This window comes from Pantoea sp. SGAir0430 (assembly GCF_043549295.1).
The window spans coordinates 3,592,824-3,614,306 of the sequence record NZ_CP039427.1 but is presented as its reverse complement, the minus strand read 5'-3'; the positions used below and the strand labels follow the sequence as shown (position 1 = coordinate 3,614,306).

The window sequence follows — 21,483 nt, the reverse complement described above, 5'->3', positions numbered from 1 at the left end:
GATATGGAAAAGACATATAACCCGCAAGATATCGAGCAGCCGCTCTACGAGCACTGGGAACAGCAGGGCTACTTCAAACCGAATGGCGATACCAGCCAGGAAAGCTTTTGCATCATGATCCCGCCGCCGAACGTCACCGGTAGCTTGCATATGGGTCACGCCTTCCAGCAAACCATCATGGATACCATGATCCGCTACCAGCGCATGCAGGGTAAAAACACCCTGTGGCAGGCAGGAACGGACCACGCCGGTATCGCCACGCAGATGGTGGTTGAGCGCAAGATCGCCGCTGAAGAGGGCAAAACGCGTCAGGATTACGGTCGTGACGCCTTTATCGAAAAAATCTGGCAGTGGAAGGCTGAATCCGGCGGCACCATCACCCGCCAGATGCGTCGACTTGGCAACTCGGTTGACTGGGAGCGCGAGCGCTTCACCATGGATGAAGGCTTGTCCAACGCGGTGAAAGAAGTCTTCGTCCGTCTGTACAAAGAAAACCTGATTTACCGTGGCAAGCGCCTGGTGAACTGGGATCCGAAACTGCGCACGGCGATCTCTGATCTCGAAGTGGAAAACCGCGAGAGCAAAGGCTCAATGTGGCACATTCGCTATCCGCTGGCGGACGGCGTGAAAACTGCCGAAGGCAAAGATTACCTGGTGGTGGCCACTACCCGTCCGGAAACCCTGCTGGGCGATACCGGCGTGGCGGTCAACCCGGAAGATCCACGTTACAAAGATCTGATCGGCAAAGAGGTGATCCTGCCGCTGGTGAACCGTCGTATTCCGATCGTCGGCGACGAACACGCCGATATGGAGAAAGGCACCGGCTGCGTGAAGATCACCCCGGCGCATGACTTCAACGACTACGAAGTGGGCCGTCGTCACAAGCTGCCGATGATCAACATCCTGACCTTTGATGGCGACATCCGCGAGCGTGCGGAAGTGTTCGACACCAACGGTGAAGTCAGCGATGCCTGTTCCGATGAAATTCCGCCGCAGTTCCAGAAGATGGAGCGTTTTGCCGCGCGTAAAGCGATTGTCGCCGCCGTTGACGAGCTCGGCCTGCTCGACGAAATCAAACCACACGATCTGACGGTACCGTACGGCGACCGCGGCGGCGTGGTGATCGAGCCGATGCTGACCGATCAGTGGTACGTGCGTACGGCCCCGCTGGCGAAAGTCGCGGTGGAAGCGGTAGAAAACGGCGACATTCAGTTTGTGCCGAAGCAGTATGAAAACATGTACTTCTCGTGGATGCGCGACATCCAGGACTGGTGCATTTCGCGTCAGCTGTGGTGGGGCCACCGCATTCCGGCCTGGTACGACAACAACGGTAACGTCTATGTCGGCCGCAGCGAAGAAGAAGTGCGCCAGGAAAACAATCTGGCCGCCGACGTGACGCTGCGCCAGGATGACGACGTGCTTGATACCTGGTTCTCTTCCGGCCTGTGGACGTTCTCTACGCTGGGCTGGCCGGAGAATACCGAAGCGCTGCGCACCTTCCATCCTACCAGCGTGCTGGTGAGCGGCTTCGACATCATCTTCTTCTGGATTGCGCGCATGATCATGCTGACCATGCACTTCATCAAAGATGAAAACGGCAAACCGCAGGTACCGTTTAAAACCGTCTACATGACCGGTTTGATCCGCGATGAAGAAGGCCAGAAGATGTCCAAGTCGAAAGGCAACGTCATCGATCCACTGGATATGGTGGACGGTATTTCGCTGGAAGATCTGCTGGAGAAACGCACCGGCAACATGATGCAGCCGCAGCTGGCTGAGAAGATTCGCAAACGCACCGAGAAGCAGTTCCCGGACGGTATCGTGCCTTCCGGCACCGATGCGCTGCGCTTCACCCTCGCCGCGCTGGCGTCCACCGGTCGTGACATCAACTGGGATATGAAGCGCCTGGAAGGCTACCGCAACTTCTGTAACAAGCTGTGGAACGCCAGCCGCTTCGTGCTGATGAACACCGAAGATCAGGATTGCGGCCAGAACGGCGGCGAGCTGAAGCTGTCACTGGCGGATCGCTGGATCCTGACGGAATTCAACAGCACCGTGAAAGCGTACCGCGAAGCGCTGGATAGCTATCGCTTTGATATCGCTGCCAACATTCTGTACGACTTCACCTGGAACCAGTTCTGTGACTGGTATCTGGAGCTGACCAAGCCGGTGATGAACAGCGGCAGCGAAGCGGAGCTGCGCGGCACGCGCAACACGCTGGTGACGGTGCTGGAAGCGTTGCTGCGCCTGGCACATCCGATCATCCCATTCATTACCGAGACCATCTGGCAGCGCGTGAAAGTGCTGAAGAACATCGACCACGATACCATCATGCTGCAGCCGTTCCCGCAGTACGACGCGGCGAAGGAAGATGCGGAAGCGAAGGCCGATATCGAGTGGATGAAGCAGGCGATTGTGGCGGTGCGTAATATCCGTGCCGAAATGAACATCGCGCCGAGCAAGCCGCTCGACGTGCTGCTGCGCGACTGCTCGCCGGCGGCGCAGCGTCGTGTCGAAGAGAACCGCAACTTCCTGTCGCGCCTGGCGCGTCTGGAGAGCCTGACCATTCTGCCAGCCGGCGAGAAAGGTCCGGTCTCGGTGACTAAGATTGTTGACGGCGCAGAGCTGCTGATCCCGATGGCGGATCTGGTTAACAAGGAAGCCGAGCTGGAGCGTCTGGCGAAAGAGCTGGTGAAGCTGGATGTCGAGATCGAGAAGATTCAGACCAAACTGGCTAACGAAGGCTTTGTATCGCGCGCACCGGAAGCGGTGGTAGCGAAAGAGCGCGAGCGCGTAGCCGAGCTGGAGCAATCAAAAGCAAAACTGATTGAACAGCAGGGCGTGATTGCGGCATTGTAAGCGCTTCAGTCCTGACGCTTAATCGAAGCCGGGCACTGCCCGGCTTTTTTCTATCGGAAGATTATGATGACCACCGCCACGCCACTTAACCTGCAGGTGCGCCCGATTATCGCCGCCGATAATCCGCGGATTGCCCAGGTGATCCGCGATGTCTCCGCCGAGTTCGGCCTGACGGCGGATAAAGGTTATACCGTGTCCGACCCGCAGCTCGATCGGTTGTTTGAGCTGTACAGTGCGGCGGACAGCGCTTACTGGATCGTGGAGCATGAAGGTCAGGTGGTCGGCGGCGGCGGCGTGGCACCGCTCGCCTGCAGCGCACCGGATATCTGTGAGTTGCAGAAGATGTATTTCCTGCCGTCGGTGCGCGGGCTGGGTTTAGCGCGCGAACTGGCGCTGCGCGCAATGGATTTTGCCCGCCAGCGCGGGTTCCGGCGCTGCTACCTGGAGACCACCGGCAGCCTGACGCGCGCCATTAAACTCTATCAGTCGCTGGGCTTTGAACAGATTGAGGGCGCGATGGGCTGTACCGGCCACGTGGATTGCGAAGTGAGAATGCTGCGGGTGTTGTGAGGGAAAAACCACTCACTTCTCTACCGCAACGCCCTGCGCCAGCTGACCAATTAACGCCCCCAGCGTCTCTACCGCCGCCTCGGCGCGTGCATCCCATGGCCAGGCGGTGTTGAAACGGAAGCAGTGGCTGAAACTCTCGCTGCTGGAAAACAGCTGGCCCGGCGCAATACTGATGCCCTGCTGTAGCGCCAGATGATACAGCTGCGTGGCGTTAATCTGCTCCGGCAAGGTAATCCACAAAAAGTAGCCTCCAGGCGTATCGCTGATGTGCGCTTCGGCGGGCAGCACGCGGCGCAGCGCCTGCTGTGCCAGCTGTTTGCGCTTCGCCAGCGTCTGTCTTAGCTTTTTCAAATGCGTGTCATAACTGCGGGTGCTGAGAAAATCCGCCAGCGCCAGCTGCATCGGCGCGCTGGTCGAGAGCGTACTCATCATCTGAATGCGCTGCACGCGCTGCGCATAGCGCCCCGCCGCGACCCAGCCCACGCGAAATCCCGCCACCAGATTTTTCGAAAAGCTGCCGCAGTGCAGCACGTAACCCTCGCGGTCGAACGCTCTGGCCGGCAACGGCTTATCGTGGCCGTGATACAGGTCGCTGTAGACGTCGTCCTCTATCATCGCCACCTGATAACGCGTCAGCAGTGCCACCAGCTGCTGTTTACGCTCGGCGCTGAGCGTAAAGCCGAGCGGATTCTGCCGGTTGGTCATCAGCCAGCAGGCTTTCACCGGCCAGCGCTGCAGCGCCTGCTCCAGCTCATCCAGATCGATGCCCTGCTCCACATCGCTGGCGATAGCAATCGCGTTCAGCTTAAGTCGTTCGATCGCCTGCAACGCGCCATAGAAGGAGGGGTTCTCAATCACCACCCAGTCGCCCGGTTCGGTCACCGCCTGCAGGCTGAGGTTCAGCGCTTCCATCGCACCGTTGGTAATAACGATGTCATCCGGCGACAGCGTAATACCCTGCTGCGCATAACGCTGGGCGAGGATTTTTCGCAGCGCTTCATTACCGGGCGGCAGATTATTCAGGGCATCGGTGGGTTTAAGATTGTGCGAGACCTTCACCAGCGAGCGCATCAGCTGGCGCTGGGGAAACAGTTCCGGATCGGGGAAAGCAGAACCAAACGGCATGATGGCCGGATCGCGCGTCGCCTGCAGCACATCAAACACGAAGCTGTTGGTATCGGCCTGGTCGGTTTTGGCAATTGCCTGGGTTGGCAAACGCGGACGGCTCTCCGCCGCGCGCGGTGCCACGTAATAGCCCGACTGCGGCTTCGACACAATCCAGCCCTGGCTCTCCAGCACTTCGTAAGCGTGCATCACCGTCATCAGGCTTAACCCGCTCTGCTCCGCCTGCTGGCGCAGCGACGGCAGCTTTTCACCCGGCGGCCAGATGCGTGCTTCGATTTGCGTACGTAGCTGATCTACCAGCTGCTGGTATTTGGCCATGGCTCCATTCCCTGCGACCTGCGTGCGCGCCAGTATAGCCTGCCAGCCATTGCTGCGGCTAAAAATCCGTGTCCTTTTCCCCGCGCGCCGCCATTTTTCCTTCAAGACCGTTCTCGTTGGGAGAATTATCCGATCAACTAATAATCGCCGCCTGTCGTTTGATTTGGACAGTTTCACCAGGACGTTAATTTTTAAGCAGGAATAATCATGAGCACAGCACTCACCAACGCAAAACAACTCTGGACCACCGATCCGCAACGCACCTTTAGCGGCTCCGCCCCATCAGAAGCCGGCGGCATCATGGAAATTGTGATGGACAGTACCGTCTATACCGTCACCATCGCCGCTAACGGCAGCTGGAGCTGGCAGCCGCCGTTTCCGCTGGCTGAAGGCCCGCACAACCTTTCCGTACGTACCATTGACCGCGCAGGCAATATTGGTGCGCCATCGCTGTTTATCGTCAACGTCGACCTTTCCGCACCGGACCAGCCGCTGATTATTGGTGCAGGGGATGATTTCGGCGATAAAACCGGTCTGGTCAGCTCCGGCCAGCAGACCGATGATCGTACGCCAACCCTGAAAGGCGTGGCCGAGCCGGACAGCATCGTTCGCCTGTACAACAAGCAGGACCAGCTGATTGGCAGTGTTAAAGCCAGCAGCAATGGCTACTGGGAAATTACCCCAACGCTGGCTGACGGTGAGCATTCGTTGTATGTGACGGCTACCGATGGGCGTGGCTACGAGAGCGAGGCGTCAAATAAATTTATTCTTAACATTGCCGATGAGTACCGAGCTCCAGATAAAGTTGAAATTATTCAGGCTGTGGATGATGCAGGTAATTCAAAAGGGGAGCTTAAATCTGGCGATGTGACCGACGATACAACTCCAATATTACGCGGTACCGGAATACCCGGCGCGATTATTGAGATTCAGTACCGCACATCTGGTGGGAATTGGAAAGCAGCGGGTAACGCCACAGTTGACGCCAACGGTCAATGGCAGATTGAATCTCCTCAGTTAGAAAGCAATATAACCATATCCTATCAAGCGCGCGAGATTAATAGTATCGAACACGGTGAATGGTCTGAAGTTTTTACGTTAAACATTCAACCTGAAGTACCGGTAATTGTGGGTGCACTTGATGATTTATCCCCCTCTGGCGGTCTGATACAACACGGTGGTTTTACAGATGATTTAACGCCGATATTGAAAGGTACGGGTTCACCGGGACAAATTATTGCTATTGAGTATGGCCAGTTTGGTGATCCATGGATAGCAGGCGGCACAGCGGTTATAGATAAAGATGGTAACTGGTCATGGCAATCGCCAAAACTGAAAGAACAGACTGGCTGGGAGTTTCGCGCCTGTAACGCAAATCAACCTGGCACAACAAAATGGAGTAATACTCTTTCAATTAACGTAACAGCGTCCGGAAAAGAATCACCAGGCTATTTATGGGATTTTAATGATGGAACATTGCAAGGATGGAAGGCTGCGGGGAAATATGGCCAATCAGGAGAGCTGACAGTAAAAAAATGGAGTGGCAACGCAACAAATCAGTTGGGTAGTATGACGAATGGTATCCACAACGAATACAATGGAGAAGTCGCTTACCGTACTATCATTGTGGAAAAAGGGAAAACTTATGAGGTTTCTTTTGATGCCCTTCAACATACATCAGGAGGTAATTACAAATCAAAACTGGGAATGAGCATTGATGGAAAATCGGTCATTCCGGAAACACTTCAAAAAACAAGCTGGACACATTACACAGGCTATTACACGGCAACCGAAACAACAAAAGTCAAGGTGGCTATTACCAATGGTACCGCGAGTACAAATGGTAACGATTTCGCGATAGACAACATCGGCATTAAACCTGTCGAAGAAAAAACAGACAATCACCTTGCCGATATGAAAACCAGTAACGAGGTAATTAGCTTGGGTGATGAACAAAGTAGTTTCGATTTAGCTAACCTGCTGACTGAAAAAGGGTCAGTTAATACCAGTAACATGTCTGACAAAATCGATAACGATTTGCTGGTCGATGTAAAAACTATTCTTCAGCATGGCGAGATGAATTTATTTATAGAAAACGGTAATACCCAGATGAAAGTCAATGGTGATATCGGGGATGTCGTTAAGCTAAAAGATCTAATGCCCGATTCACAAGATAGCGTTAGCTGGATACAACAAAATGGTAACGTCACCCTTGCTGGCATTCATTACAGCGTCTATAACCACGGCGATGCTGAGCTACTGGTGCAGGAAGGGGTGAAAGTCGAGCTCGTGTAAGTTTTTTCTCCTTCTTTTTAGGTGAGTTTGAGGTAAAAGCCGTGGCAGGGATGCTGCGGCTTTTTTTGTTGGGTTGGGTGCGGTCTGGGGTACAAACCGGCCACATGGGTAACACTTTAGACCGGGCACATGGGTAACAGTTATAAACGGCATAGCAGAGGAGACTCACTATGCCCTGGACTGAGACTGTTACCATGCAACGCCTTGAATTCATCCTCGCCTGCCAGGCAGGCGGGGAATCCATGACGCAGCTGTGTCACCGCCACGGCATCAGCCGCAAAACCGGCTACAAGTGGCTCAGCCGCTTTAACCCCGGCGAGCTCTCCTCGCTTGAAAATCTCTCCCGCGCCCGCCATCTCCAGCCCGATAAAATCGCCCCCGACATCGCCGCGCGCCTTGTTCAGTTCCGCCAGCAGCACCCCGACTGGGGGCCAAAAAAAATCCGCCACTGGTTCCTCAGCAACGGCGCTGACTTCATCGTGCCCGCCGCCAGCACCATCGGCGACCTGCTGAAGGCGGCGGGAATGGTGCAGCCGCGGACGCCGCGTAAGCGAACGCCGGGCAACCTGCGCAGTCTCACGACACCCGTGAGGAATAACCACGTCTGGAGCGCTGATTTTAAAGGGCGCTTCCGCCTGAAAGACGGCAGCTGGTGCCGCCCCTTCACGCTCACCGATAACCACAGCCGCTACCTGCTGTCCTGCGAGCCGGGCACGTCGGAGACCACGGTGTTCGTGCGCGGCTGCATGGAAAAGGCCTTCCTGGAAGGCGGGCTGCCCGACGTTATCCGCACCGACAACGGCTCGCCCTTCGTTGCGCCGGGCATCCTCGCGCTGACGCAGCTGAGCGTGTGGCTGATAAAACTGGGGATACAGCCGGAAAGAACCGCACCGGGCTGTCCGGGGCAGAACGCCCGCCACGAGCGGATGCACCGGTCGCTGAAGGTCGCCATGAGCCATCACGACGTCTTTGGCTCGCTGCCAGAGCAGCAGGCGTGGTGCAGCGGATGGCGGAACGAGTTCAATCAGGAAAAGCCGCATGAGGCACACGGGCAGCAGCCGCCCGCAAAAATATGGACGCCTTCAGCGCGGAAATGGAACGGAAAAGTGCCGGAGGTGGGTTATCCGGAGGGGGCGAAGCTGTACAAAGTCGGTGAAAAAGGCGACCTGAGGCTGAACGGGCGGACCTTCCTGAGCGCAGCGTTACGGGGCGAGTACGTGCGGTTCCTGGAAGTGGACGACGGCATTGACGTCATCCTCTTCGACAGGCTCATCCTTGCGTATTATGACCGGGCAGAAAAGCGTATTATCCGGATCGACTGACCACAAAAAGTGTTACCTGTGTGCCCGGTCTGATCTGTTACCCATGTGCCCGGTCGTACCCTGGCCCTCACCCCGGCCCTCTCCCGCTCGCGGGAGAGGGAGAAAAGACACACAGCGCGCACGCGGGAGAGGGAGAAAAGACACACAGCGCGCACGCGGGAGAGGGAGAAAAGACACACAGTGCGCACGCGGGTGAGGGAGAAAAGACACACAGTGCGCACGCGGGAGAGGGAGAAAAGACACACAGTGCGCACGCGGGAGAGGGAGTAAAGACACACAGCGTGCACGCGGGAGAGGATGAAAAGACACATAGCGCGCACGCGGTAAAGGGAGAAAAGACACACAGCGCGCGCGGGAGAGAGGAATAACAGGCGGCAGAAAACAGCCCCTACTCCGCTGTCAGCGCCGCGGGTTTGTCCTTCACAAAATCCGGTAGCTCGCTGATGCGCTCTGGCGGTAGCGGTTTGCCCAGCAGGAAGCCCTGCAGGGTGTCGCAGCCGAGCCCGGTGAGGAAAGCCTGCTGGTCCTGGGTTTCCACGCCTTCGGCCACCACTTTGAGATCCAGCGACTGCGCCAGTGCGACGATGGCGGAAACGATGGTGGCATCTTCCGACTTGGCCTGCAGCTCGTTAACAAAAGCGCGGTCGATTTTCAGCTCGCTGGCCGGTAAGCGCTTGAGATACAGCAGGCTGGAGTAGCCGGTGCCGAAGTCATCAATCGAAGCTTTTACCCCCATGCTGGTCAGTTCGGTGAGGATGCGCACGCTCTCTTCCGGATCGCGCATCGCCGTGGTTTCGGTGACTTCCAGCGTCAGCAGCTCCGCCGGGATCTGGTGCTGTTCCAGCGCCTGCGTCACGGTGTCGACCAGGTTGCACTGCTCAAACTGCAAGGCAGAGAGGTTCACCGCCACCGACCAGTGCGGATGGCCCTGCTGATGCCAGATGTGCAGCTGGCGGCAGGCTTCGTTGATCACCCAGTTGCCGATATTAATGATCATGCCGGTCTTCTCGGCGATAGGTAAAAACTTGTCCGGCGTCAGCAGGCCGCGCGTCGGGTGCTGCCAGCGCAGCAACGCTTCGAAGCCAATGATCGGCCCGCTCGGCGCGCAGTACTTAGGCTGATAGAACAGACGCAGCTCGTTGCTATCCAGCGCCTGCCACAGGTCGTTATTAAGCTGCAGCTGCGACTGCGCCAGCGTGTTCATGGAAGGCTGGAAAAAGTTGTAGCCGTTACGGCCGTTGTTCTTGGTGTGATACATCGCGGCGTCGGCGTTAAACATCAGCTCGCGCTCATCCTTGCCATCACCGGGATAAACGGCGATGCCGATACTCAGCGACACCATCAGCTCGTAGCGTGACACGCTAAAGGGGCGATCCACGGCTTTTACCAGCGCATCCGCCACCGCGGCGGCATCATTAGGATCGCCGATCTCAATCAGCAGCACAAACTCGTCACCGCCCAGCCGCGCCAGCGTGTAGTGCCCTTTCATCTGGTCGGTCATACGTTCGGTTACTGCAATTAGCAGGTTATCGCCGACGTGGTGACCAAAAGCATCGTTGACCGCTTTGAAACCGTCGAGATCCATAAACATCAGCGCAAACTGCGAGCGCTCGCGGTTGGCCTTGTTGATCGCCTGCTCGAGACGATCCTCCAGCAGGATGCGGTTCGGCAGTCGCGTCAGGTTATCGTGCAGCGCCAGCTGTGCCAGCTCGCGGTTGGCCTCTGCCAGCGAGCGCGCGAGGATCGAGGTGCGCGCCTGCATACGCGCGTCGAGCATCGAAACCAGCAGCGTAATGCCGAGAATCGCCAGCGTCACTACTGTGACCAGCATCGCCAGCCAGTCGCTGTTCACGCCGTGATGCGTGGCGTGACTGTGCATCGGGAAGTTCGCCGCCGCCATGCCGGTATAGTGCATGCCGGCAATGGCGCAGCCCATCACCACGGCCGCCCCGACGCGCAGTAGCGTGACGCGGCCATGTCCTTCGCGCAGGTTGAACGCCAGCCACAGCGCGGCACCAGAAGCCACCAGCGCAATCAGCACCGAAACCGCAATCCAGCCCCAGTTCCAGCTGATGCCCGGCTCAAACATCAGCGCCGCCATGCCGGTGTAGTGCATCGCCACCACGCCGGAACCCAGCACCAGCGCGCCGCCCAGCAGCCGTCGCCACGGCAAGTCGCCGGACGAGCACACCAGCCACAGGGCAAAGATGGAGGCGAGAATCGCCACCACCATTGAGGCGGCGGTGAGCAGCGGATCGTAGCTCATCACCATATCCAGGCTCATCGACAGCATGCCGATAAAGTGCATGGCCCAGATGCCCACGCCCATGGCGAAGCCGCCGCCCAGCAGCCAGACCAGCGCCACCCGGCCGGTGGAGGAAGCGACGCGTCCCGCCATATCCAGCGCGGTAAACGAGGCCAGCATCGCTACCAGTATCGAAACGAGAACGGTAAACGCATCGTACGAAGTCACTAACATAGTGATTTCCCATATAAAAAAGCTGTGTTAAGTCAGCTGTGGTGTTGTTGAAATGAAAAAGAAAATGTTGGTTTTATAATTGAAATTATCGGCAGACCGGCTGCCGATATGAGTCACTGAACGATGAAAGCTTCCGATGTGAAGGAGAACAAAAATTGCTGGTCAGGCACCGGTGAGCGGCAGCACGTTATCAGGATACAGCGCCGTCACTGGCGGTGATGCGGTGAATTCGCCGATGCGCTCCGCCGGCGTCGGTTTGCCCAGCAGGTACCCCTGCAGCGTGTCAAAGCCGAGACCGGTCAGCAGGCGCTGCTGCTCTTCGGTCTCCACGCCCTCCGCTACCATGCGCAGGTTAAGGCTTTGCGCCAGCGTCAGCATGGCGGTTACCACGGTTGCATCCTCGCTGTCGGCACGCAGGCTGTTAATAAAGGCACGATCAATTTTCAGCTCGCTGGCCTCAAGATGCTTGAGGTGCAGCAGATTGGCGTAGCCAATGCCGAAGTTGTCGATGGCCACTTTGACGCCAAGCCGCTGCAGTTCGGCGATGCGCTGCTGGCTGAACTGCGGATCGCGCATGGCGATGTTTTCCGTGATTTCCAGCATCAGCGCGCCTTCCGGCAGCTGGTAGCGCTGCAGCGTCTGGCGCAGCGTGTCGATCAGATCGCGCTGATGAAACTGCAGTGCGGACAGGTTAACCGAGACGCTCCAGTCGCGGTTGCCCTCGTCCTGCCACTGCCGCAGCTGGCGGCAGGCTTCGTTGATCACCCAGTTGCCGAGCGCCACAATCTGGCCGGTTTTCTCGGCGCGCGCCAGAAACATATCCGGCATCAGCAAGCCGCGGCGCGGATGCTGCCAGCGCAGTAACGCCTCAAAACCCATCAGAATGGTCCCGCCCGCGCGAAACTTCGGCTGGTAGAACAGGCGCATCTCCTGGCACTCCAGCGCGTTCCATAAATCGTTGGCCAGCGCCAGCTGATGCTGCGCCACCGCGCTCATCACTGGCTCAAACAGGCTCCAGCCGTTACGCCCGCTGTGCTTGGTGTGGTACATGGCCGAGTCAGCGTTAAACATCATCTCCTGCGGGCTGCGGCCATGCTGCGGGAAGATCACGATGCCGATGCTGAGCGAGACGCGCAGCGAGTAACGATCCAGCTCAAACGGTGCATCAATGCTGTGCACCAGCCGCTGTGCCAGCGCTTCAGCCTGGGTCGCCGCGTACTGCGGACACAACATGACAAACTCATCGCCGCCGAGGCGTGCCAGCAAAATGTCCGCATCCAGCTGGGTGCGCAGCCGTTCCGCCACGGCGACCAGCAAACGATCGCCGACGTGATGCCCCCAGGTATCGTTCACCGCTTTGAAGCCGTCGAGATCCATAAACATCAGGGCAAAAGGCTGGTCATACAGCGTCGCCTGTTTGATTTGCGTGCTGAGCTGCTGGTCGAGCATCACGCGATTGGGCAGTGCGGTGAGAGTATCGTGCAGCGCCAGCTGGCGCAGCTCGCTGTTGGCGCGCCGCAGCCGGGCGGCAAGACGCGCCGCGCGCAGCTGGGCATCCAGCATTGAGATCAGCAATGTCAGACCGAGAATGGTGAGCGTGATGATGGTTACCCACACCGCCAGCCCCTCCTGTCCCATGCCGTGGTGCTGCATGCTGCCCGGTGCGCTGAACTGCGCGGCCGCCATGCCGGTGTAGTGCATGCCGGCAATCGCCACCCCCATCGCCAGCGCCGCGCAGGCGCGCATCAGCAGCAGGCTCTCGCCGTGGCGCAGGTGAAACGCCAGCCACAGCGCGGCACCGGATGCGCCGTAGGCAATCAGTACCGACAACGCAACCAGGCGAAGATCCCAGTGAATGGCGGGTTCAATCAGCAGCGCCAGCATGCCGAGATAGTGCATGGCAACCACGCCGCTGCCGAGGATCACCGTGCCGCGCAGCAGCCGGCGGCGCGTCAGATGGCTGCCCTGCAGGCCCTGCGCAAAGGCGAAGATGCTGGTGAGAATTGCCAGCAGCAGCGAGAAGGCGGTGAGCGGAATGTCATAGCGCATGGTCATCGGCATCATCATCGCCAGCATACCAATGAAGTGCATCGCCCAGATGCCAATGCCCATCGCCGTACCGCCGGCCACCAGCCACAGCTTCGCCAGCAGGCCGCGCGACACGGCGACGCGCCCGGCGGTATCCAGCGCCGTAAACGCCGCGATAAACGCCACAATCAGCGAAACGGCAACCAGAACGCTATCCCAGGTAACCAGCAACATGTGCGCTCCTCAACTCAACCCGCGGCGGCGCAGGTGCGGTATCGTCAATTAACAACAGAAAAAGTGAAAACATCAATGTGAGGCAGGTAATGACCACCAGCGATGCGGCAACACAAAAACAGATCCATAAATAACTGGAGGTATTGCACGGCTATTTTTTATTCTCATCGTCTGTCGCGGCCGGGAAAAGTAATGATATCTGATTAATGCATGAACATAGCATTGAACCTGAAGTCGCGGTAGAGGGGGGAATCACTTGCCGTTTGGTTTTTTTAACGGGCCGCCAGCCCTTGTTATGACTGCATTAACGGGGAAAAGGAGAAATTGATTAGCGAAAATTCTCCGGTGCGTTGTACAAGCGGCAAAAGGGTGTTCTATAGTAAATAAAACTGATATAAATCACTAACTCAGCCTTTAAGAATTTTCTTAGGTGGCAGGGCATTAAGTTCGTTTGCCGATCGCGGCGTCTTGTTACTTACGGGTTCGTTTCATTAATGAATCACCAGGCGAAAAAGCACTGACCTTGGATAATCAGTAAGGATTGATTATGAAACTCAAGCTTTTTCTTTTGGCTACCAGCCTGAGCGCCGCACTCGCCCCTGCAACGGTTTTTGCTGCCACCACAACGGGAACCATCAATGCCACATTGACGCTCACCACCGGCTGTCTGGTGAACGGTCAGTCCGCCACCAGCGGGGTTAACTTCGGTACCCTGAACTTCGGTAGCAGCGCTGCAACCTTTGATACCTTAAACGCCACCCTGGTGGGGGCATCCGGGAACGGCATTTTTGTCCGCTGCACCACAGGCCAAACCTTTAATGTGCAGGTCACCAGCAGTAATCCGGCACCGGCCACCATTTACGGTACGGTGAGCGGCCAGCCGCGTTACCTGATCCTCGGCTCCAACAATACGCAGGGCATTGCTTACACGCTGTACAGCGACGCCGCGTTTACCACCGCCATCGCCAACAACACCAATATTGCCGCCAGCGGCACCACCGATCCGACGCTCGGCACCAACTATGCCATTTATGGTCGGGTGGTCGGCGGCGGCTTTAACCCACTGATTCCGGCCGGTACCTACACCGATACTATTAACGTGGCGGTGAACTACTGACGCCAGCGGTGGGGTAAGAAGGATGGTCTGGCTGCTGCGTGCTGGCAGCCTGGCCCTGCTGATAGGGAGCGTCCCGGCCTGGAGTTTGCCGACGGCCACCTTCCAGGTCTCTGCGTCAGTGGTGGCAGGCTGCGTGATCTCCGGTACCAATACCGGCGTGTTTGGCACGCTGAATTTTGGCACCCAGTCGGGCGTGGCGAGCAGCGGCGTCAGCGCCAGCTACGTGCAAAGCACCACCCTCACCCTCGCCTGCACGCCGGGTACCGCCCTCAGCATGAGTATCAATGGCGGCAGCAATTACACCAGCAGCCGCAATCTCAAACACACCAGTAACACCGATACCGTGGCCTACAGCCTGTATACCAACGCAGCGCACACCACGGCGATTCCGGTTAACTCGCCGGTGGCGCTGAGTTACAGCAACGCCAATAACATCGTGCTGCCGATTTATGGCCTGTTAACCCTGCCCGGCCCGACGCGCGCCGGGACCTATACCGATACGTTAACCGTCACCCTGAGCTGGTGACGGCAGCATAAAAAGGATGAAAGATGATGAGCCTGCGCGCCCTGCTTCTGTGGTTTCTTCTGGCCCTGTCGCCCGCCAGCTTCGCTGCCAACTCGCTGATGATCTGGCCGATCGATCCCGCCATCAACCCACAGGAAAAAGCCAGCGAACTGTGGCTGGAGAATCGCGGTAACGCCACCACCATCATGCAGGTGCGCATCTTCAACTGGCAGCAGATTGACGGCCAGGAGCAGTATCAAACGCAGCAGCAGGTGGTCGCCAGCCCGCCGATGGTGCGGCTGGAGCCGGGGCAGAAGCAGCTGGTGCGTCTGATTCGCCAGAGCGCGCCGCCCGCCGGCGTGGAGCAAGCCTATCGCGTGGTGCTGGATGAGATCCCGACGCCGCGCTCGCCGGGCGAGAATCAGGCCGGGCTAACCTTTCAGATGCGCTACTCGGTGCCGCTGTTTGTCTATGGCGATGGCCTGACGCGCGACAGCGCTAAAGCCGATCTCAGCTGGCGTCAGGTCAGCCGCGACGGCAAACGCTGGCTGGAGCTGACCAATCGCGGCAACGGCCACGCGCGCCTGAGCAACGTCACCGTCGGCGGTCGCGCGCTCGGCAACGGCCTGTTTGGCTATGTGCTGGCTAACAGCAGCCACCGCTGGCCGCTGAACAGCCCGGTGAGCGGTGAACTCGCGGCCGAGGTGAATAAAAATCACTGGCGCAGCGCTGCCGCGCGCTGATGAAACTGACGCCGCCTCCCTGCGCGCTGGCGGTGACCAGCGTGCTGTGCTTTTCCCCGCTGAGCAGCGCAGAGACTTTCTCTGAGCTGCCACCGCCGCCTGCCGTCAACCACAGCGCCAGCGGCCAGCAATACATGCTGGAACTGGTGGTGAACCAGCGCGAACGGGGCGAGATTGTGCCGGTAGAGCGGCGTGACGGTGAGTTCTGGCTGCGCAGCGGCGATCTGCAGCGTGCCGGCATTCCGGCGGCGAAGCTGGCTGGCGAACAGGTCGCTCCCGGTCAGTTGGGGGAGGTCAAAGTGGAATACGATGAACGCCGCCAGCGCCTGCTGCTGACGGTACCGCCCGCCTGGCTGCCAGAGCAGACGCTCGGTCAGCCGCAAAATGGCCCACGCTACCCCGGTCAGGCCAGCAACGGTGCGCTGCTCAACTACGACCTCTACGCCACGCGCACCGACAACGCCGGTTCGCGCCTCTCCAGCTGGAACGAGCTACGCCTGTTCGGTCCGGCCGGCCAGTTCTCCAGTAACGGTGTCTATATTCAGCAGATTGCGGGCGATACCAGCGGCCAGCAGCAGGGTTATATTCGCTACGACACCTGGTACAGCAACGAGAACGAGAACGCCGCGCTGAGCTGGCGCGCCGGCGATTTGATTACGGATGCGCTGGGCTGGAGCAACAGCGTGCGCCTTGGCGGCGTGCAGATCGCGCGTGACTTCAGCGTGCGGCCAGATCTGGTCACCTACCCGCTGCCGGCCTTTAGCGGCCAGGCGGCGGTGCCGTCGTCAGTCGATCTGTTTATCAATGGCTATCGCAGCGCGCAGGCCAACGTGCAGCCGGGGCCGTGGTCGCTGACCAATGTGCCGTTCGTGAACGGGGCGGGCGATGCGGTGATCACCACCACCGACGCGGTCGGTCGTCAGGTGACGACGACGCTGCCGTTCTACGTCTCCAGCAGCCTGCTGAAAACCGGCCTGTCTGATTACGCCTTCTCCGCCGGGGCGATTCGCGAGAACTACGGCATCAAAAACTTTGATTACGGCGTGGCGGCGGCCAGCGGTTCCTATCGCTACGGCCTGCGCGACTGGCTGACGCTGGAATCGCACGCCGAAGGCAGCAGTGACGTGGCGATGGGCGGTGCCGGCGCGCTGGTGAAGCTGGGCAGCCTTGGCGTCATCAATGCCGCGCTGGCGCAGAGCCAGCTGGACGGCAGGCCCGGCACCCAGTACAGCTGGGGTTACCAGTACAACAACAGCTGGTTCAGCCTCGGCACCCAGCACACGCTGCGCAGCGCGGATTTCGGCAACCTGGCGCTGGTCGGCAGCCGCGGCGATAGCGCCAACACCAGCTATTCGCTCGCCAGACGCAGCGCGCAGTACACCGCCAGCCTGTCGCTCAGCCAGTACGGCAGCCTCGGTCTGGCGTATCTGGACATCGCCGGCGGCAGCGGCGATCGCACCCGCCTGTGGAATTTATCGTGGAGTAAAAACCTGTGGGGCAACAGCAGCCTGTACATCTCCGCCAGCCGCGACCAGCAACAGGGCGACTGGAGCGGCGCGATTTCGCTGGTGATTCCGTTTGGCGAACAGAGCAGCGCATCGATCAGCGTCGAGCGCGATCAGCAGGGACAAAGCAATCAGCGCCTGTACGTGTCACGCGCCATGCCGAGCGACGGCGGTTTTGCTTACGATGCGTCATGGGCGCATCAGGGCGGCGACAGCGGCGATTATCGTCAGGGCAGCCTGCGCTATCGCAATAACAAGATCGATACTTCCGCTGGCTTTTACGGCGACGATGACAACACCACGCAGTGGGCCGATTTTACCGGCTCGCTGGTGCTGATGGACAACCATGTGTTCGCCGCCAACAACATCAACGATGCCTTTGTGGTGGTGAAAACCCGCTATCCGGACGTGACGGTGCGCTACGAAAACCAGACGATGGGCCGCACCGATGACGCTGGCTATTTGCTGGTGCCGTCCATCAGCAGCTATTACGGCGCGAAGTACGATATCGATACCCTCGATCTGCCGGCTGACATGACCGCGCCCAAAGTGGAGCAGCGTTTCGCGGTGAAGCGCAAAAGTGGCTATCTGCTGAATTTCCCGGTGGAGCGTCTGCGCGCCGCCAGCGTGATCCTGCACGACAGCGACGGCCAGCCGCTGCCGGTCTCCAGCCAGGTGTTGCGCCGCGATCGCGCCACCGAATATGTCGGCTGGGACGGCCTCGTGTGGATGGAAGATCTCAGCGCCAGCAACCCGATGCGCGTGGTGACGCCGGACGGCCGCCAGTGCGAGACCACGCTGGCTATCGCTGAGGGGCAGCCTAAAGCGCTGCAGACTTACGGTCCACTCACCTGCCCGCTGCCGCCTGCCGCGCCCGGTACGGCCGTGAATGCCGCCAACAACTCACAGTCAGGGATCTCGCCATGAGGAAATTTCTGTTCTTGCTGCTGTGGCTGCTGCCGGCCAGCAGCTACGCGCTCTGTTCGCTTTCGGCCCCCAACGCCAGCTTTGGCACGCAAACCACGTTTTACGTTCAGTCGACGGCGGTCAATACTTCCAGTAACACCAACGTTAACTGCGGCACCGGCACGCTCAACCTGCTGGGCAGCGATTACGTCGCCTATGCGTTTACCACTGCCAGCTACCTGAGCGGCACGCGCGCCACCATGAAGGCATCGGCCAGCGGCACCGATAACGTGCCGATTCAGCTGTGCATCGACAGCGCTTGTGCCACCGAACTGCGCCAGGGCGGCAGCTATCGCTGGAACTCTTCCGCGCTGCTGGCGCTCGGCAACAGCCTCAATTTTGTCATTCCACTCTATTTCCGCACCGTGCCTGGCCAGGTGATTGCCGCCGGCAGTTACACCACCACCATCACGCTGACGGTGAGTTATAACGTGTGCGCCGGGCTAAATGTGGCCGGCGTGTGCGTCGGCACCGTGCAGAGCAGCAGCGGGACGGCGATGCCGATCACCGTGAATATGGTGATCACCAACGACTGCACCACGATTACGGCGCCGAACGTCAGCTTCGGCAGTGCGCCGCTGGTCGGCAGTTTTTCTACCGTGCAGCAGACGATTAACGTGGTGTGTTCAAAGGGCAGCACGTATACGGTGGGACTGAGTAATGGCAGCTATTACAGCGGCACCACGCGCCAGATGGCGAGCGGCACCAACCGGCTGGCTTACGATATTTATAAAGGTACTACCACCACTAATCGCTGGGGCCCGAGCGGCAGCGACCGCTGGAGCAGCGCGACCTCGACATCGCTCAACGCGGATACCGTGACGCGCAACTTTACCTATACGGCGCAGATTCTGACTACGCAGAATACGCCCGCAGCGGGCAATTACAGCGATAGCGTGGTGGTGGATGTGGCGTTTTAGCGGGGTGGGACGGGAGCTGGCTGGCACCCTCATCCCCCGCCTTCTCCCGCCAGCGGGAGAAGGGGCCGATCGCGCGGGGGTTGAGGTGAAGTGCAGGTTTGCGAAACCGCACTGAACGGTTCCCTCTCCCGCGTGCGGGAGAGGGTTAGGGTGAGGGCCAGCGCGCAGAGCAGGAGCTGGCTTGCCCCCTCATCCCCCGCCTTCTCCCGCCAGCGGGAGAAGGAGCCGATCGCGCGGATGTTGAGGTGAAGCGCAGGTCTGCAAACCGCACCGAACGGTTCCCTCTCCCGCGTGCGGGAGAGGGTCAGGGTGAGGGCCAGCACGCAGACGGGAACTCGCTGGCCCCCTCATCCCCCGCCTTCTCCCGCTGACGGGAGAAGGAGCCCACCGCGCGGGCGTTGAGGTGAAGTGCAGGTCTGCGAAACCGCACTGAACGGTTCCCTCTCCCGCGTGCGGGAGAGGGTCAGGGTGAGGGCCAGCACGCAGAGCAGGAGCTGGCTGGCACCCTCATCCCCCGCCTTCTCCCGCCAGCGGGAGAAGGGGTTGTTCGAGCGGGGGGTTGGGTGAAGTGCAGGTTTGCGAAACCGCACTGAGCGGTTCCCTCTCCCGCGTGCGGGAGAGGGTTAGGGTGAGGGCCAGCGGGAGAAGGAGCCAACCAAGCGAGTGTTGAGGTGAAGTGCAGGTCTGCAAACCCACACCGAGCGGTTCCCTCTCCCGCATGCGGGAGAGGGTCAGGGTGAGGGCAAGTGGGAAAATGTTAAAGTGAGGGCCAGCGCATACCAACTCTAACTACAGCGACGCGCCCACTACTGTTGCGCTGTGCCGTGCCTGATACTGTTTCACCATGCGGCCGATCAGCAGCGTGCCCACCAGACCGCACACTGCGGCGAACGACAGCCAGACACCCGGCATCGCTTTATCGCCTGTAGCATGAATCAGATAGCTCGAAATCGCCGGCGTAAAACCACCAAACAGCGCGGTCGCCAGGCTGTAGGCCAGCGAAAAGCCCGAAGCACGCACTTCAGCCGGCATGATCTCCGCCAGATACACCACCATCGCGCCGTTATAGCTGGCGTACAGGAACGATAACCACAGCTCCGCTTCCACCAGGTGCGCGAAGGTCGGCGATCCCACCAGCCCGTGCAGCACCGGCCAGGTTGTCAGGATCATCAACACGGTAAAAGTAATCAGCAGCGGTCGCCTTCCGACGCGGTCCGACAGCGCGCCCATCACCGGCAGCCAGAACAGGTTGGAGATGCCGACAAACAGCGTCACGAGGAAGCTCTGTTTGTCACTCATCATCAGCACGGTTTTACCAAAGGTCGGGGTAAACGCGGTGATCATGTAGAACATCACCGTGGTGGTGACCACCATCAGCATGCCAGCCAGCACCAGCGCCCAGTTTTGCCCCACTGAACGCACAATCTGGCCCATCGACGGGTGCGATTTGCGCTGGCTGAACGCTTCGGTCTCTTCCAGCATGCGGCGAATCCAGAACAGGAACGGCACAATCAGACAGCCGACCACAAACGGAATACGCCAGCCCCATTCGGTCACCGCGTCCTTCGCCAGCAGATGATTAAGCCCCAGCCCCAGCAGCGCGGCAAAGATTACCGCTACCTGCTGGCTGCCCGACTGCCAGCTGACGTAAAAGCCTTTACGGCCTTTGGGAGCCACTTCAGACAGATAAACTGAGACGCCGCCCAGCTCCACACCCGCCGAGAAACCCTGCAGCAGGCGACCCAGCAGAATCAGAATCGGTGCCGCCGCGCCCAGCGTGGCGTAGCCTGGTACCAGTGCGATAGTCAGCGTACCGAGCGCCATCAGGCCGAGCGTCAGCAGCAGCCCTTTGCGCCGGCCGTGATGGTCAATGTAGGCCCCCAGTATAATCGCGCCGAGCGGGCGCATCAGGAAGCCGGCACCAAAGGTCATCAGCGTCAGCATCAGCGAGGCAAACGGATCGTCGCCCGGGAAAAAGGTTTTTGCAATGGCGGTGGCGTAGTAGCCAAACACCATAAAATCGTACATCTCAAGAAAGTTACCGCTGGTAACGCTAAAGATGGTTTTGGCACCGCCCTGCGATGACTTTTGTAAAGCGTGACTTGAGCTCATATCGTCCTTCCTGGTTTTTCTCCTGTTTTAGCCTGCCGGCGCGTGAATAGATGTGATCCTGTTCACCATTGCACTTTACAAAAGTACAAACAAAGGTAACAAATAGTTAACACGGCCGGTCCGATCAGCTTATGAGGAAAGTTAATAATTCTGGGCTTTCCAGGTGACAGGTGCAGCACAGACTATCGACTTTACCAGTGACATAAATTCAGCGATATCAAACCTCAACAAGCAATATCATGAGCCATATCCCACTCTTTTTAATGCGCTTTTCATTAGCAGAACTTATTAAGATCAGTCTTAGAAACGAGACGATTCTGGTACATGGCGCTATCCCCTCCCCCGTTATGCTGGGCAGGCAACGGTAATCACGCCGTTGTTGATT

Annotated in this window: 13 protein-coding genes; 9 read left to right on the top strand and 4 right to left on the bottom strand. The window is 58.9% G+C overall.

Annotated features, from left to right (window positions below; translation table 11 throughout):
• Positions 1–3 precede the first annotated feature (3 nt).
• Both E7738_RS16995 and E7738_RS16990 read left to right on the top strand, forming a co-directional pair.
• Positions 4–2,859, top strand: a complete 2,856-nt coding sequence (locus E7738_RS16995) for a valine--tRNA ligase (RefSeq protein WP_058757216.1) — start codon at positions 4–6, stop codon at positions 2,857–2,859.
• 63 nt (positions 2,860–2,922) lie between these two features.
• The gene (locus E7738_RS16990) at positions 2,923–3,429 is read left to right on the top strand and encodes a GNAT family N-acetyltransferase (RefSeq protein WP_394515859.1); all 507 of its coding nucleotides are present in this window, start codon (positions 2,923–2,925) and stop codon (positions 3,427–3,429) included.
• Positions 3,430–3,441: 12 nt separating this feature from the next.
• Here the strand turns inward: E7738_RS16990 and E7738_RS16985 are convergent, their stop codons facing one another.
• Positions 3,442–4,872 (bottom strand): aminotransferase-like domain-containing protein, encoded by a 1,431-nt coding sequence (locus E7738_RS16985; protein ID WP_058757217.1) that lies wholly within the window; start codon positions 4,870–4,872, stop codon positions 3,442–3,444.
• Positions 4,873–5,079: 207 nt separating this feature from the next.
• Between E7738_RS16985 and E7738_RS16980 the strand changes: the two genes are divergently transcribed.
• Together E7738_RS16980 and E7738_RS16975 are read left to right on the top strand one after the other, a co-directional pair.
• Positions 5,080–7,167, top strand: a complete 2,088-nt coding sequence (locus E7738_RS16980) for an Ig-like domain-containing protein (protein WP_394515858.1) — start codon at positions 5,080–5,082, stop codon at positions 7,165–7,167.
• 194 nt (positions 7,168–7,361) lie between these two features.
• Positions 7,362–8,489 (top strand): DDE-type integrase/transposase/recombinase, encoded by a 1,128-nt coding sequence (locus E7738_RS16975; RefSeq protein ID WP_394515596.1) that lies wholly within the window; start codon positions 7,362–7,364, stop codon positions 8,487–8,489.
• 388 nt (positions 8,490–8,877) lie between these two features.
• On the opposite strand, the gene E7738_RS16970 is transcribed toward E7738_RS16975, so the two are convergent.
• On the bottom strand, positions 8,878–10,968 hold the full coding sequence (locus E7738_RS16970; protein ID WP_031280125.1) for a putative bifunctional diguanylate cyclase/phosphodiesterase: 2,091 nt from the start codon (positions 10,966–10,968) through the stop codon (positions 8,878–8,880).
• Between the two features lie 162 nt (positions 10,969–11,130).
• Positions 11,131–13,230 (bottom strand): putative bifunctional diguanylate cyclase/phosphodiesterase, encoded by a 2,100-nt coding sequence (locus E7738_RS16965; protein ID WP_058757219.1) that lies wholly within the window; start codon positions 13,228–13,230, stop codon positions 11,131–11,133.
• Positions 13,231–13,777: 547 nt separating this feature from the next.
• Here E7738_RS16965 and E7738_RS16960 point away from each other — a divergent pair.
• From E7738_RS16960 to E7738_RS16940, 5 genes are read left to right on the top strand one after another with little or no spacing between them, the layout of a single operon-like run.
• Complete coding sequence (locus tag E7738_RS16960) at positions 13,778–14,347, top strand: spore coat protein U domain-containing protein (protein ID WP_021509578.1); 570 nt, start codon at positions 13,778–13,780, stop codon at positions 14,345–14,347.
• Positions 14,348–14,369: 22 nt separating this feature from the next.
• Entirely contained in the window at positions 14,370–14,873 is a 504-nt protein-coding gene (locus E7738_RS16955) for a Csu type fimbrial protein (RefSeq protein ID WP_394515857.1), read from the top strand.
• A gap of 23 nt (positions 14,874–14,896) precedes the next feature.
• A complete protein-coding gene (locus E7738_RS16950) occupies positions 14,897–15,595 on the top strand; it encodes a fimbrial biogenesis chaperone (RefSeq protein ID WP_370586629.1) in 699 nt (232 codons plus the stop codon).
• Positions 15,595–18,027: a fimbria/pilus outer membrane usher protein gene (locus E7738_RS16945; protein WP_394515856.1), complete on the top strand. Its 2,433-nt coding sequence runs from the start codon at positions 15,595–15,597 to the stop codon at positions 18,025–18,027. Before E7738_RS16950 ends, E7738_RS16945 begins: the two co-directional genes overlap by 1 nt.
• Complete coding sequence (locus E7738_RS16940; RefSeq protein ID WP_058781925.1) at positions 18,024–18,986, top strand: Csu type fimbrial protein; 963 nt, start codon at positions 18,024–18,026, stop codon at positions 18,984–18,986. Before E7738_RS16945 ends, E7738_RS16940 begins: the two co-directional genes overlap by 4 nt.
• Before the next feature lie 789 nt (positions 18,987–19,775).
• On the opposite strand, the gene E7738_RS16935 is transcribed toward E7738_RS16940, so the two are convergent.
• Positions 19,776–21,098 carry an MFS transporter gene (locus tag E7738_RS16935; RefSeq protein WP_021509584.1) on the bottom strand — a complete coding sequence of 441 codons (1,323 nt, stop codon included), beginning with the start codon at positions 21,096–21,098 and terminating at the stop codon, positions 19,776–19,778.
• Between the last annotated feature and the right edge of the window lie 385 nt (positions 21,099–21,483).

Excerpts from the sequence above, each read along its gene's own strand:
- E7738_RS16995 (WP_058757216.1), top strand. The coding sequence starts at position 4 with ATGGAAAAGACATATAACCCGCAAGATATCGAGCAGCCGCTCTACGAG.
- E7738_RS16990 (WP_394515859.1), top strand. The coding sequence starts at position 2,923 with ATGATGACCACCGCCACGCCACTTAACCTGCAGGTGCGCCCGATTATC.
- E7738_RS16985 (WP_058757217.1), bottom strand. The coding sequence starts at position 4,872 with ATGGCCAAATACCAGCAGCTGGTAGATCAGCTACGTACGCAAATCGAA.
- E7738_RS16980 (WP_394515858.1), top strand. The coding sequence starts at position 5,080 with ATGAGCACAGCACTCACCAACGCAAAACAACTCTGGACCACCGATCCG.
- E7738_RS16975 (WP_394515596.1), top strand. The coding sequence starts at position 7,362 with ATGCAACGCCTTGAATTCATCCTCGCCTGCCAGGCAGGCGGGGAATCC.
- E7738_RS16970 (WP_031280125.1), bottom strand. The coding sequence starts at position 10,968 with ATGTTAGTGACTTCGTACGATGCGTTTACCGTTCTCGTTTCGATACTG.
- E7738_RS16965 (WP_058757219.1), bottom strand. The coding sequence starts at position 13,230 with ATGTTGCTGGTTACCTGGGATAGCGTTCTGGTTGCCGTTTCGCTGATT.
- E7738_RS16960 (WP_021509578.1), top strand. The coding sequence starts at position 13,778 with ATGAAACTCAAGCTTTTTCTTTTGGCTACCAGCCTGAGCGCCGCACTC.
- E7738_RS16955 (WP_394515857.1), top strand. The coding sequence starts at position 14,370 with ATGGTCTGGCTGCTGCGTGCTGGCAGCCTGGCCCTGCTGATAGGGAGC.
- E7738_RS16950 (WP_370586629.1), top strand. The coding sequence starts at position 14,897 with ATGATGAGCCTGCGCGCCCTGCTTCTGTGGTTTCTTCTGGCCCTGTCG.
- E7738_RS16945 (WP_394515856.1), top strand. The coding sequence starts at position 15,595 with ATGAAACTGACGCCGCCTCCCTGCGCGCTGGCGGTGACCAGCGTGCTG.
- E7738_RS16940 (WP_058781925.1), top strand. The coding sequence starts at position 18,024 with ATGAGGAAATTTCTGTTCTTGCTGCTGTGGCTGCTGCCGGCCAGCAGC.
- E7738_RS16935 (WP_021509584.1), bottom strand. The coding sequence starts at position 21,098 with ATGAGCTCAAGTCACGCTTTACAAAAGTCATCGCAGGGCGGTGCCAAA.